Consider the following 13,570-nt stretch of genomic DNA (forward strand, 5'->3'; position numbering starts at 1 on the left):
CCCGGACGCCGCTTGGGGTCGACCGCCGGGGCGCAAGTGTGTGCGGGAGTTCGTTCCCCCGGGGCCGTGACGCCGCTCTGAACAGCCACGTTCTTGCGGCGTCAGTTCGTGGCCGTGACAGCTCGGGAGGAATCTTGCGATCCGTGCACGTACATGTGGTGTTCGACCAGGCATGGGGCGGGGGTGGCCGCGCATGAGGCTGCTCCGCAGGCCCGAGAAGGGCCGGCCCGCCGTCTCCGAGAGCGAACGGCGGCTCTTCGGCGGTCCGTTGCGCTACGAAGCCGGCTGGGCCGAGCACGAGTACGCCCAGTTGGAGAGCCGGCTCCTCACCACCCTGCGGGCCATGCCCCGCATGGCCCGCGGGACGCTGCGGCTCGCCTGGGAGTGCGACCGGCGGGCGCTGCTCACCGTCGCGGTCGCCGAGGCCGGGCAGGGGGTGACCGCCGCCGTCGGACTGCTCGTGCTGAGCGATGTGCTGCGGACCCTGCTCGGCACGGGGAGTCCCGGCGACCGGCTGTACGCGGCCGGGCCCGCGCTCGCCGTCGGGGTGCTGGTCGCCGTGCTCGGGGCCGTCCTGGCCTCGCGGTCGACGGCGGCGGCCGGACGCCTGGAGCCCAAGGTGGAGCGGGCCGCGCACGAGCAGTACCTGAAGGCCGCCGTCGAGGTGGAACTGGAGGCCATCGACGACGGGGAGTTCCGGCGGCTGCTCGACAGCGCCCAGTGGGGTCCGCCCTCCGCACGCCGCACGGTGGGGGCGTGCGTGGCCACGCTGGGCGGGGTCGTCTCCCTGCTGGCCACCGGCGGGGTGCTGACCGTGCTGCACCCGCTGCTGCTGCCCATGCTGGTGCTGATCGCCGCGCCGCGCGGCTGGGGTGCGATGCGGGTGGCGCAGCGCCGGTACCTGTCCATGATCACCTGGGTGGAACACGTCAGGGCCGCCCGGCTGATCGGCCAGCTGCTGATCTCCCGTACGTCGGCCCCCGAGGTACGGGTGCACGGGGTCGGCCGCCATCTGCTCGGCCACTACCGCAACATGGGCGAGCACGCCGAGGGCGAGGCCACCCGCCTCGCCCGGGACAAGGCGGCGACCGAGCTCCTCGCCGCCGCGCTGTCCGGGGTGGCGGCGCTGGTCACGTACGGGGCGATGGGGGCGCTCATCGTCACCGGGCGGATGGACCTGGCCGTCGCCGGTACCGCGGTGATCGCGGTGCGCACCGGGTCGGCGAGCCTGGGCGCGCTCGTCGCCACCACCAACACCCTGCACGAGGAGTCCCTGTACGTACGGGACCTGGAGCGGTTCGTGGCCGAGGCCGGGCGGCGGGCGATCCCGACCGGCGGGCAGGCGCTGCCCGAGCGGCTCTCCGCCGTACGGCTCGACGGGGTCTGCTTCCGCTATCCGGACCGGAACGAGCCCGCGCTGTCGGAGGTCTCCCTCGCCATCGAGGCGGGCACGGTCGTCGCCCTGGTCGGGGAGAACGGGTCGGGCAAGAGCACCCTCGTCAAACTCCTCGCCGGCCTCCACCTGCCCGACTCCGGGTCACTGACCTGGGACGGCGTGGACGTGAGGGACGCCGACCGGGAAGCCGTCTTCGACCGGGTCGCCCTCCTGACCCAGGACTTCGAGCGCTGGCCGGTGACCGCCCGTACCAACATCGCCATCGGAAGGCCCGGAGAGGAGGATCCGGATCGGGCCGTGGAGCAGGCCGCCGAGGTGGTGGCCGCGGCACGCTACGCCGGGGCCGACCGGATCGTCGACAAGCTGCCGCACGGCTACGAGACCCTGCTCGCCCGGGTGTTCCGGGGCGCGTCGGAGCTGTCCGGCGGGCAGTGGCAGAAGTTCGGCCTGGCCCGTACGCGCTTCCGCGACGCCCGCGTCATCGTCGTGGACGAGCCCACCTCGGCCCTGGACCCGGAGGCGGAGATCGCCGCGTTCGAGTCCATCCGGGGCCTGGCGGGACCGGAGCGGGCGGTGGTCCTGGTGACGCACCGGATGTCCGGGGTGCGGTACGCCGACGTCATCCACGTACTGCACGAGGGGCGACTCGTCGAACAGGGCGGCCACGAGGAACTGTTGGCCCTCGACGGCCGGTACGCCTCGATGTACCGGATGCAGGCCGAGCAGTTCGGCCGGCACCCTTCTATCCCACGACAGGCACACGAACGACAGAAGGACACATCCATCACCTGATGAAGTGAACTTCCCCTTGTCGCAGCGGCGGCAGGGGTAGGGCACTGCTGATCTCGTGCGGGGGCCGGAGCGAAGCGGCCCCCGTACCCACGAGCGAAAGGCCCCGCCCGCTGTGACGCAGCCGTTCCGACTGCCCGACTTCTACGTGCCCCACCCGGCGCGACAGAACCCCCACTACGAGGCCGCGAGGGTCCACACCAAGCAGTGGGCGCGCGACTTCGGGATGCTGGAGGGTTCCGGCGTCTGGGAGGAGCGCGACCTCGACTCGCACGACTACGCGCTGCTGTGCGCCCACACCCACCCCGATTGCGACGGCGACGCGCTGTCGCTGGTCACCGACTGGTACGTGTGGGTGTTCTTCTTCGACGACCACTTCCTGGAGACGTTCAAGCGGACGAAGGACCGTGCGGGCGCCCGGGAGTACCTCGACCGGCTCGCCGCCTTCATGCCGATGGATCTCGCGCGGGGGTTCCCCGAGCCGACCAATCCCGTCGAGGCGGGGCTCGCCGACCTGTGGGCGCGGACCGTGCCCGCGATGTCGATCGACTGGAGGGAACGGTTCTCCGAATCGACGCGGAACCTCCTCGACGAGTCCATGTGGGAGCTCGCCAACATCGACATCGGTCGCGTCGCGAACCCCCTCGAATACATCGAGATGCGCCGCAAGGTGGGCGGCGCCCCCTGGTCGGCCGGACTGATCGAGTACGTGTCCGCCGAGGTCCCGTCACGCGTCGCGCACGCGCGGGCCCTCAAGGTGCTGCGCGACGCGTTCTCCGATGCCGTGCACATCAGGAACGACCTGTTCTCCTACCAGCGGGAAGTGACCGAGGAGGGCGAACTCTCCAACGCCGTGCTGGTGTTGGAGACCTTCCTCGGCTGCACCACCCAGGAGGCCGCCGAGGCCGCGAACGACCTGCTGACCTCCCGCCTCCACCAGTTCGAGCAGACGGTGTTCACCGAGCTGCCCCAGCTCTTCGTCGACCACGCCCTGGACCCCGCCGAGATCACGGCCGTCCTCGGCTACGTCAAGGGGCTGCAGGACTGGCAGTCCGGCGGCCACGAATGGCACATGGTCTCCAGCCGCTACATGAACGAGGGGGCGAGGCGCACCTCCCCCGCCACCCTGCCCTTCCTCCCCGGCGGGCTCGGCACGAGCGCGCTGGACCTGCGGTCCGTCTTCGTCAAACGCTCGATGGAGCTGCGGCGCCGCTCCTTCACCCACGTCCCCTTCGAGCGCACCGGGCCCTCGGTCGTCCCCGAGATCCACATGCCGCACGAGCTCAGGCTCAGCCCGCACCTGGCCCGCGCCCGCGAGGAGTCGGTGGCCTGGTGCCGGGACATGGGCCTGCTGGAGCCCCAGCCCGGCGATCCCGGTTCCGTCGTCTGGGACGAGGAGAAGCTGCGCGGGTACGACTTCGCGCTCTGCTCGGCCGGCATCGACCCGGACGCCTCGCCCGAGGAGCTGTTCCTCAACGCGTGCTGGCTGAGCTGGGGCACGTACGCCGACGACTACTACCCGCTGGTCTTCGGCCGCGGCCGGGACCTGGCGGCGGCCAAGACGACCACGGCGCGCCTGATCGCGATGACGCCCGTGGACCACGCCGAGCAGCCCGTGCCGGTGACGGCGATGGAGCGGGCGCTGTGCGATCTGTGGGTCCGCACCACGATCGACATGTCCCCGGGCCAACGCACCGAGTTCCGCGCGACGTTGGTGGAGCTGCTGGAGAGCTGGGTGTGGGAGGTGGACAACCAGATCCAAAACCGCGTCCCGGACCCGGTGGACTACGCCGAGATGCGCCGCCTCACGTTCGGCTCCCGCCTCACCATGTACCTGTGCCGGCTGGGATACCAGGGCCGGGGCATTCCCGAGGGGATCTACGCCTCGGGGACGATCCGCTCCCTGGAGAACGCCGTCTCGGACGCCGCCTGCCTGATCAACGACATCTTCTCCTACCAGAAGGAGATCGAGGTCGAGGGCGAGCTGCACAACCACATCCTGGTGACCCGCAACTTCTTCGACATCGGCTATCCGGAGGCCCTGGACATCTGCCATGCGCTGATGACCCAGCGCACGGAGGAGTTCGAGCACATCGTGGCGAACCAACTCCCCCTGCTCTACGAGGACTGGAAGCTCGGAGCCGACGCCCGGGCCGCCGTGGACGCGTACGTCGGCGAGCTGGAGAACTGGCACGCGGGGATCCTCAACTGGCACCGCGGCACACGCCGGTACCGACCGGAGGACCTGTACCGGCTGCCCGACGCCCTGTCGACGCGGATCCGCCGGCCCGGTTTCGGCATGTCGGCGGCCCGGATCTCCCTGCCCGCCTGAGCCGTCGCTCAGAACTCGTCGGCGGTGTGCGGCAGCAGTCCGTTCCCCGTCGCCAGGGCCGCGTCCAGCGCCGCCGCCGCGCCGGGCGCGTGCTCCCGTACGAGCCCGGCCGCGACGAGTTCGACGACCCGGGTCCCACCCAGGTAGCAGGCGGCCAGTTCGCGTACGTCCAGGGCCAGGTCGGGGGCGGTGTCCGCGTGCTCGTACGCCGCCCCGGCCGGCCCCGCCTTCAGCCGGAACCGCCCGGCGTTGGCGGGCAGCCGTACGTCGTGCACTTCCAGTACGAGTTCCACGGGCGCGGCCCAGGACCGGGCGGTCAGCGCCGCCCCCACGTCGACCAGGCGGAGCCAGAGCGCGGGGAACTGGGCGGTGACCCGGACCTGGTCCCGGTCGGCGGCGAAGTGCAGCAGCGGGTCGTCCACCGGCCGGCCCCAGGCGGTGACCTTGCCGGTGAGGTCGAGGGAGGCCATGCACTCCCACAGGGCGGCGGCCACCGCGGGGGTCTCGGCCTCCAGCTCCTCCACGCGGACCAGGCCCGGCGCGCGGACGGGTCGGGAGCTGTCCTCCGCCTTGGTGCGGTAGACCACGTAGCCGGCGATCGGCTCGCCCGGGTCGCCGAGGACGATGATCCGGGGCGGGCTCAACTCGTCGTCGTCCTCGGCCTGTTCGCACAGCCACTCCTCGTGCCAGCGGGCCGGGCTGCGGGTCGGGCGGCCGGCCCGCACGGCGCGGGCCGCGTCGTGGAAGGGGGCGATCTCCGCGAAGGCCCCGGCGGGGTCGACGAGGCGCAGCGGGCGGGGGTCCGGGGCCAGCCGCAGGGCCAGCGGGCGGGTGGAGTCGATCTCGACGGTGACTCCGGTGGTGGCGCTGCCGAAGCCGAAGCGGCCGTAGATGGCGGCCTCGGAGGCCCACAGCGCGGCGATCGGGCTGCCCGTGGCCGCGGCGTACCCCAGGGTCTCCGCCATCAGCCCGGTGAGCACGCCGCGGCGGCGGTGGGTGGGGGCGACGGAGACGAAGGTGAGCCCGGGGCAGGGCAGGTCCGCCCCGGGCACCGAGAGCCGGAAGTCGTGCGCGGCCATGAAGCCGACCAGGGCGTCCCCGTCGTAGGCGCCGGTCCGGCGGCAGCGCGTCAGCAGTGCGTGGTGCCTCTCCCGCGCCTCCTTCTCGGGGCGATCGTGGAAGACCAGGTACGCGAGCTCCAGAGCGCGGTCGATGTCTGCCTCGGGTACCTCACGGATGTCCACCATGATCGCGAGACTAATCGGTCATCCCGGACCGGTCACACCAAAATGGCCTGATGTGCACGTTTGGCCAGTTCACGCACCCCCGGCCGGCCGCCCCGCCCCGACCGCCGGCGTCAGCCGGCCGTCGGGCCCGTCCAGCCGGCGGGGACGTGGCCGAGGCGGACGCGCTGCGGGTGGTCGCCCACCGGGACGGACACCCGCTTGGTCCCGGTGGCGAAGTCGATGGCCGTGATCCGGTCGGCCCCGCTCTCGGAGATCACGCAGGAGGTGCCGTCGCCGTCGACGGTGGCCCAGTACGGCTTGTCGGCGGGCACGAGCGGCCCCTCGGTGAGGGTGGCCCGGTCCACGACGGTCGCGTAGTCGTCCATGGTGCCCGCGATGCAGAGCTTGGAGCCGTCCGGGCTCATGGACATGCCGTGGTGGCGGGAGTCGTTGACCCACTTGGTCCGGTCGGTGGTGGTGGCGGGGTTCGCGGGCAGCATCTTGAGGCGGGTGATCCGGTCCGAGGCCACGTCGTACTCCAGGAAGCCGTTCAGGAACGACACCTGGAAGTAGAACTTCGACTCGTCGGGGCTGAAGGAGACGGGCCGTACCGCGTCGGAGAGGTCGGGGCGGCCGAAGGCGTCCAGCCGCTCCCGCATGTCGATCACCCGGACCGTGCGGAAGGTCTGCGCGTCGACGATCGTGATCTTCCGATCACCCTTCGTCCAGTCCAGCCAGGGCGCGTCGAGGGCGGACGTCACGTCCCCGATGGCGCTGTTCCACAGGAAACGGCCGTCGCGGCTGAAGACGTTCTCGTGCGGCTTGTCCCCGGTGGCGAAGGAGCCGACCTGCCTGCCGGTGGCGATGTCGAGGACGTGCACGGTGTTGGCGGTGGAGGCGGAGACCGCGACCCTCGTCCCGTCGGGCGAGACCGCCATGTGGTCGGCGCGGTAGCCGGCCACGGGGAAGCGCCAGTTCACACGGCCGGTGCGCACGTCGATGGAGACGACGTCGGCGAAGCTGGGCCGGGAGGCGACCACGGCCGTGCCGTCGGGGGTGGTGTACATGTCGTCGACGAACTGGTCGTGACCCTCGCCGGCGGTCTGCCGCACCCCGAGGAAGAAGGCGAGCTTGACGGGGTTGAGGTAGATCTCCCGCAACCGCTCCGCCTTGTCGGGGATCACGTCGATCCGGCCGATCTTCGCGAGGTCTCCGGTGGAGGCGAGGACGTCGGCGGTGCCCTCCCAGTTGTTCCCGACGAAGAGCACCTCCCGCAGTCCGTCGCCGGGAGCCCCGACCGCCGGAGCGGCGGCGGCCGGCACGGCGGCGGTGAGGAGTGCGGCCGCGGCCAGCACGCCCAGGGTTCGCAGGGTACGTATCATCCGCTCGGCTCCGGTGTGGGGGAAGGGATGGAGAGAGTGCCTCCTGTTACCGGCCGGTAAAATAGACGGAACGTCAAAAGGGCGCAACCCCTTGGGAGTTGCGCCCCGTCGTCCGTGAAATCCGGGCCGTCAGGCGACGGACCCTATCCGGCCGTTCGCCTTCTTCGACGGGTCCGGGTGGATCGGGGTGTGCGCGCCGGCCAGGGAGACGCCGCTGCCGCCGCGCCGGTTGGCGACGATCTCGGCGGCGATGGACAGCGCGGTCTCCTCCGGGGTCCGGCCGCCGAGGTCCAGGCCTATCGGGGATCGCAGCCGGGCCAGTTCCAGCTCGGTGACGCCGGCCTCGCGCAGCCGCCGGCTGCGGTCCTCGTGGGTGCGGCGCGAGCCCATGGCGCCGACGTACGCGACCGGAAGCCTGAGGGCCGCCTCCAGGAGCGGGACGTCGAACTTGGCGTCGTGGGTGAGCACGCACAGGACGGTACGGCCGTCCAGGTCGCCGTCCGCGGTCTGGGCCTCCAGGTAGCGGTGCGGCCAGTCGACGACGATCTCGTCCGCCTCGGGGAAGCGGGTCCTCGTCGCGAACACCGGCCGGGCGTCGCACACGGTCACCCGGTAGCCGAGGAACTTGCCGATCCGCACCAGGGCGGAGGCGAAGTCGATGGCCCCGAAGACGATCATCCGCGGGGGCGCGACGCTGGACTCGACCAGCACCTTGAGCGGCTCTCCGCAGAGCCGGCCGTCGGCGCCGATCTCCAGCACTCCGGTCGCGCCGGCGTCGAGCATCGCGCGGGCCTCGTCGGCGACGGCCCGGTCCAGCTCCGGGTGTCCGCCGAGGGCGGCACCGGGTTGCGGCAGGGCGGCGAGCGTGCCCTCGTACGAGCCGTCCGCGCGGACCAGGAGCGCTCCGCCCATCAGGCCCGCGGGGCCCTCGGCGACCCTCGCCACGGCCGCGGCCTCGCCGCGGGACGCGGCCTCCAGGGCGGACGCGAAAACGGCCCGCGCGGGAGAACCCACGCGGACCGGGGTGACGAGGATGTCGATGATTCCGCCGCAGGTCAGACCCACGGCGAAGGCGTCGTCGTCGCTGTACCCGAAGCGCTCCAGGACGGTCTCGCCGTCCTCCAGCGCCTGGAGGCACAGGTCGTACACCGCGCCCTCCACGCATCCACCGGAAACCGATCCGATCGCCGTCCCCTCGCCGTCGACGGCGAGGGCGGCCCCGGGCTGCCTCGGGGCGCTTCCGCCGACCGCCACGACCGTGGCGACTGCGAACTCGCGCCCCTGCCGGACCCACCGGTTCAGTTCCTCGGCGATGTCCAGCACGGCGGCCTCCTGGGAGGTTTTCTCGGATCCGGTGTCGGATGCGTGGAGGGTCAGGTGGTGATCACTCCCCCGGCTTACTTGACGCCGAGCCAGCCCTCGATCGGGTGCAGGGCGAAGTAGATCAGGAAGATACCGGTGAGCACCCACATGAAGGCACCGACCTCGCGGGCCTTGCCCTGCGCGACCTTGATGGCGACGTAGGAGATGACACCGGCGGCGACACCAGCGGTGATCTGGTAGGTGAACGGCATGATCACGACGGTCAGGAAGACCGGGATCGCGGTCGCGCTGTCGGCCCAGTCCACGTGGCGGGCGTTCTGCATCATCATCGCACCGATGACGACCAGGGCGGCGGAGGCGACCTCACCCGGGACGATCTGGGTGATCGGGGTGAAGAAGAGGCAGGCGGCGAAGAAGAGGCCGGTGACGACGGAGGCGAGGCCTGTGCGGGCTCCCTCACCGACGCCGGTGGCGGACTCGACGAAGACGGTCTGGCCGGAACCACCCGCGATACCACCGATGGCGCCACCGGCACCGTCGATGAAGAGCGCCTTGGACAGACCCGGCATGCGGCCCTGCTCGTCGGCCAGCTTGGCCTCGGTACCGACACCGATGATGGTCGCCATGGCGTCGAAGAAGCCGGCGAGGACCAGGGTGAAGACGATCATGCCGACGGTCATGACGCCGACGTCGCCCCAGCCGCCGAACTCGACCTTGCCGAAGAGCGAGAAGTCGGGCATCGAGATGGCCGAGCCGGAGAGGACCGGAGGACCGTTCTTCCAGGCCTTGGCGTCGATGTCGACGACGGCGTTCAGGATCGCGGCGAGGACGGTGCCGCCGACGATGCCGATGAGGATCGCGCCGCGGACCTTGCGGGCCTGCAGCATGAAGATCGTCAGCAGGGTGATGCAGAAGAGGAACACGGGCCAGCCTGCGAGCTCACCGGCCGCACCCAGCGTGACGGGGGGAGCGAATTCCCCGCCGTTGCCGACGAAACCGGCCTTGACCAGGCCGATCAGCGCCACGAAGAGGCCGATGCCCATCGTGATGGCGTGCTTGAGCGCGAGCGGGATGGCGTTCATGATCATCTCGCGGAGGCCGGTGACGACCAGGAGACAGATCACGACGCCGTACATCACGCACATGCCCATGGCCTGCGGCCAGGTCATCTGCGGAGCGACCTGCGAGGACAGCACACCGGACACGGAGAGTCCGGCTGCGAGCGCGAGCGGCACCTTGCCGACGAAGCCCATGAGGAGCGTGGTCAGGGCGGCGGCGAAGGCCGTGGCCGTGATCAGGGCCTTCTGGCTCATGGTGTCTCCGGCGACGTCCTTGCCGGAGAGGATGAGCGGGTTGAGCAGGAGGATGTACGCCATCGCCATGAAGGTCGTGATACCGCCACGAACCTCATTGCCGATGTTGGACCCTCTGTGGGTTATGTGAAAGTACCGGTCGAGCCAAGAACGCCCGGCGGGGTTCAGAGAGCCGTCACCGGCTTCATCCGCACTGGTCTTGGGCTCCACAGACGACTGGGTCATGGTGCCTAACTCCCAAGGTTCAAAGGGGCACCCGCAAGAAGATTGAAGACGCGGGATTTGGGAAACTGCGTTGGCTGCACGACCCGGGGTGACGGCCCGAGGCGACGCGAGATTTCATTGCGTGTACTGCGGGTAGTGCGGGGGTGACCCGCTGGTACTACGTGTTTTTTGCAGGGGTACTGCCAGGTGAAGGGACCGCGAGCGGTGCGGCACTTCGTGTTGCTCCGGGCGGTGCGGCGGCAAGTGTGACGTTCCCGTGTCACACCGCCCGGAAGTCTCAGGGGGTTCCGGGGCCTGTCGGCACCCGCACCGCTCCGTCCTGGAGAATCCCGGTGAGGATTTCCGGCCGGCCACCCGCGATCGACGAGGCCGGTGGGCTCTCCGCCTGGGCGGCGAGCGCCTCCTTCCGGCCTTTGGGGCGAAGGAAGTCCATGAGCGGCTCTCTTCTACGTCATCGGAGCGTTCACTTCAAGCCAGGAAGCCGACGCCTCTCGACTGGTCGTTCACGTGTTGTTAATGCGGTGTGGAGTCAGTACACAAGCCGCGCGTCCCCCGAGTGCAGTCACCGAAACCATGAAGGAGTTGGCTGAGGGGCTCCCTCGTCTTGTAGATTCGTATGAAAGGCAGGACGCGACAACCTGCCCGATTTCCAACGGCAACAACGAGACAGATCGGCGGCGACATCATGCGGCTGCGCGCACTGCTGGAAACCGAGGCGCTGGGGCTGCGGCTGCTGGGCGGCGAGGAAGAGCTCGACCGTACCGTCCGCGGGGTCATGACGACCGACCTGCGCGATCCCAGCCGATACCTGTCCGGAGGTGAGCTCGTCCTCACCGGCCTGGCATGGAGACGAAATTCAGCCGATTCCGAGCCGTTCGTACGACTGCTCGCGAGCGCGGGCGTCGCCGGGCTCGCGGCGGGCGAGGCCGAGCTCGGGGACATCCCGGACGATCTGGTTTCGGCCTGCGTCCGCAACCGTCTGCCGCTGTTCGCAGTGAACGAGGACGTTGCATTCGCCACGATCACGGAATACGTGGTGCGGCAGGTTTCGGGGGAGCGTGCCGGCGACCTCGCGGCCGTGGTCGACCGGCACCGCCGTCTGATGACCTCGGGTCCCGCGGGCGGCGGTCCCGATGTGGTGCTGGATCTGCTCACCACGGACCTCGATCTCCGGGCCTGGGTGCTGTCCCCGACGGGCCGGCAGATCGCCGGAGCGGGCGAACCACTGGCGCCGGGGGTGTGCGCTGCACTGGCGAGCGAGCACCTCGCGGCGGTCCGGACGGGCCGCAGGGGACCGCACCGGATCTCCATCCAGGGTATTACCTACTCGCTCTTCCCGATCAGGGGAGCCGGGCGCGGCCCCACCGGTCCGGCCCCGAAGGACGTGCGCGAGAGCGTGCTGTCGGACTGGCTGCTGGCCGTGGAGGCGGACGCCGGCGACTGGCCCGCCGAGCGCCTCGACCTGCTCCAGGGCGTCACCCAGCTGATCGCCGTCGAGCGCGACCGGCGGGACGCGGCGCGCACGGTGCGCCGCCGCCTCGCGCAGGAAGTCCTCGAACTGGTCCAGACGGGTGCCCCGCCCGCCGAGATCGCAGCCCGCCTGCGGGTGGCGGCCCCCGTGCTGCTGCCCGGCGTCGGCGGCGCCCCGCACTGGCAGGTCGTGGTGGCCCGCGTCGACTGGGACGGCGGGGACATCCCCGGCGGCCCGGTGGCCCAGTCGCTGCTGGAGGAGATCCTCGTCGACCCGTCCGTGTCGGGGCCGGAGCCCTCCGACCGGATCGCGGTGGCCCATGCGGGTGACGAGGCCATCGCGCTGGTGCCGCTCCCCTCGCTGCCCGGGGAGACCTCCGAGGACCGGGGCCCGGACTCGGCGCTGCACGCCGACGAGCTGCTGGCGGCCGTACGCGACCCGCTGCAGGCCGGTCTGTCGGACGACGGCCGGCTCACGCTGGGCGTCAGCGCGGCCGTGCACTCCGCCGAGGGGCTGCGCGGGGCGCTGGAGGAGGCCCGGCACGCCCGCCGGGTCGCCGCGGCCCGCCCGGGCCGGGTCTGCGCGGCCGGCCACCACGAGCTGGCCTCGCACGTGCTGCTGCTGCCGTTCGTGCCGGACGACGTGCGGCGCGCGTTCACGGCGCGGCTGCTGGACCCGCTGCGGGACTACGACCGGCGCCACCGGGCGGAGCTCATCCCGACGCTGGAGGCGTTCCTGGACTGCGACGGTTCCTGGACCCGCTGCGCGACGCGACTGCACCTCCACGTCAACACGCTGCGTTACCGGGTCGGGCGAATCGAGCAGTTGACGGCGCGCGACCTGTCGCGGCTGGAGGACAAGCTGGACTTCTTCCTCGCACTGCGCATGAGCTGACCCATTCCGGCCGTACGCAGGCCGTATCCCATCCGCCCCCGCCCGGTCCGCCGGCCGGGGGCGGCTGACGAGGTGTCCGGACTTTGTGAAAGAGTTCACCCGACCCCTTGGCCGGAGCCGTCGATCCGTGCTCTCATTTCGCCCCAGGGCTCGACGACGTGCTGCTTGATTGCTTTGGGGAGGGCAATGTGGCGGAGACCGCCATGTCCGGTGCCGGATCCACGGGGGGAGAAGACCCCCTCCAGCGGGCGATATGGCGACTGCGTTCGCGCGGCTGTTGGACCGACGCGGCCGCGCTGCTGACGCCCCGCGCGGGCGAGACCCCGAAGCCGGGGGCGGCCGTCCAGCGGACCGCACTGCTGGTCGAGAGGTGCCTGTTCACGGGGCAGGGCTGGGCCGAGGCCGAGGACGCGCTGCGGGTCGCCGAAGCGGTGTCGCAGGACGACGACGACCGCGGCGCGGCGGCCTGCGAGCGGGGCCAGCTGGCCTACGCGGCGACCGTGCTGGGCGTACGCGACCGGGCCGACGAGGCCCGTTCCGCGCTGGGCCGGGCGGCGGCGCTGCTGTCCCCGGGATCCCGGACCCGCCCGCTGCTGGACTTCCGCCGGGGGCTGGTCGCCGAGCACCTGGCGGACGCCCCGCAGTCGGCCAGGCCGGCGTACCGGCGGGCCCACGCGGGGGCCGAGGCGCACGGGGACGTACTGCTGCTGTCCTTCACGTGGCGGCACCTCGCGGCGCTGGCCCTGCGGGACGGGGAGGTGGCGGAGGCCCGCAAGGGCTTCCTGGAGTCCCTCCGCATCCGGGAGGAGCTGGGTTTCCTGGTCGGCACGGCCCCGGCGCTGGCCGCCCTGGCCGAGGCCGAACCGGAGCCGGAGGCGACGCGTCTACGCGCGGAGGCCCGGCGCCTGTTCCACCTGCTGGGCGGCATCCCCACCTGGCTGGCGGACCAACTCTCCCCGACGCCGTCCCCCGCGGGTTAGCTCCCGCGGGGCCGGGCGCGCGATCCGCTGCGGGGCGGCTCCTGGGGGCGGCTCCCGCGTCGGGTGCGGGGGCGGGTGCGGCACCGGTGCCGGGGGGGCTCTGCCCCCGGACCCCCGCGCCTCAAACGCCGGCGGGGCTGGATTTGCCCTCCGGGCAAAACAACCCCCCCCGGGCACAAACCGCCCGGCGCGCCCGGGTAGGCCCAGGTCGGCCGGGGGCCGGCAGCGGCCTCCGGCGG

Annotated in this window: 8 protein-coding genes; 4 read left to right on the forward strand and 4 right to left on the reverse strand. The window is 71.7% G+C overall.

All coding sequences use genetic code 11. The features are described 5' to 3' along the window. Positions 1-193 precede the first annotated feature (193 nt). Positions 194-2,188, forward strand: a complete 1,995-nt coding sequence (locus ACFYZL_RS36270) for an ABC transporter ATP-binding protein (RefSeq protein ID WP_384752833.1) — start codon at positions 194-196, stop codon at positions 2,186-2,188. Between the two features lie 112 nt (positions 2,189-2,300). Continuing rightward, positions 2,301-4,517: a germacradienol/geosmin synthase gene (locus ACFYZL_RS36275; RefSeq protein ID WP_388684997.1), complete on the forward strand. Its 2,217-nt coding sequence runs from the start codon at positions 2,301-2,303 to the stop codon at positions 4,515-4,517. Positions 4,518-4,525: 8 nt separating this feature from the next. On the opposite strand, the gene ACFYZL_RS36280 is transcribed toward ACFYZL_RS36275, so the two are convergent. The 4 genes from ACFYZL_RS36280 to ACFYZL_RS36295 form a co-directional block, all read right to left on the reverse strand. Beyond that, the gene (locus ACFYZL_RS36280) at positions 4,526-5,764 is read right to left on the reverse strand and encodes a GNAT family N-acetyltransferase (protein WP_384752839.1); all 1,239 of its coding nucleotides are present in this window, start codon (positions 5,762-5,764) and stop codon (positions 4,526-4,528) included. Positions 5,765-5,874: 110 nt separating this feature from the next. After that, complete coding sequence (locus ACFYZL_RS36285; RefSeq protein WP_388685000.1) at positions 5,875-7,125, reverse strand: YncE family protein; 1,251 nt, start codon at positions 7,123-7,125, stop codon at positions 5,875-5,877. Between the two features lie 129 nt (positions 7,126-7,254). After that, the gene (locus ACFYZL_RS36290; RefSeq protein ID WP_388685003.1) at positions 7,255-8,448 is read right to left on the reverse strand and encodes an XdhC family protein; all 1,194 of its coding nucleotides are present in this window, start codon (positions 8,446-8,448) and stop codon (positions 7,255-7,257) included. Between the two features lie 74 nt (positions 8,449-8,522). Next, the gene (locus tag ACFYZL_RS36295) at positions 8,523-9,986 is read right to left on the reverse strand and encodes an NCS2 family permease (protein ID WP_384752848.1); all 1,464 of its coding nucleotides are present in this window, start codon (positions 9,984-9,986) and stop codon (positions 8,523-8,525) included. A gap of 685 nt (positions 9,987-10,671) precedes the next feature. Between ACFYZL_RS36295 and ACFYZL_RS36300 the strand changes: the two genes are divergently transcribed. Then, on the forward strand, positions 10,672-12,351 hold the full coding sequence (locus tag ACFYZL_RS36300; RefSeq protein WP_384752850.1) for a PucR family transcriptional regulator: 1,680 nt from the start codon (positions 10,672-10,674) through the stop codon (positions 12,349-12,351). A 188-nt stretch (positions 12,352-12,539) separates the two neighbouring features. Continuing rightward, on the forward strand, positions 12,540-13,331 hold the full coding sequence (locus tag ACFYZL_RS36305) for a hypothetical protein (RefSeq protein ID WP_384752853.1): 792 nt from the start codon (positions 12,540-12,542) through the stop codon (positions 13,329-13,331). Positions 13,332-13,570: the final 239 nt, after the last annotated feature.

The organism is Streptomyces sp. NPDC001717 (genome assembly GCF_042892775.1).
Lineage (GTDB): Bacteria > Actinomycetota > Actinomycetes > Streptomycetales > Streptomycetaceae > Streptomyces.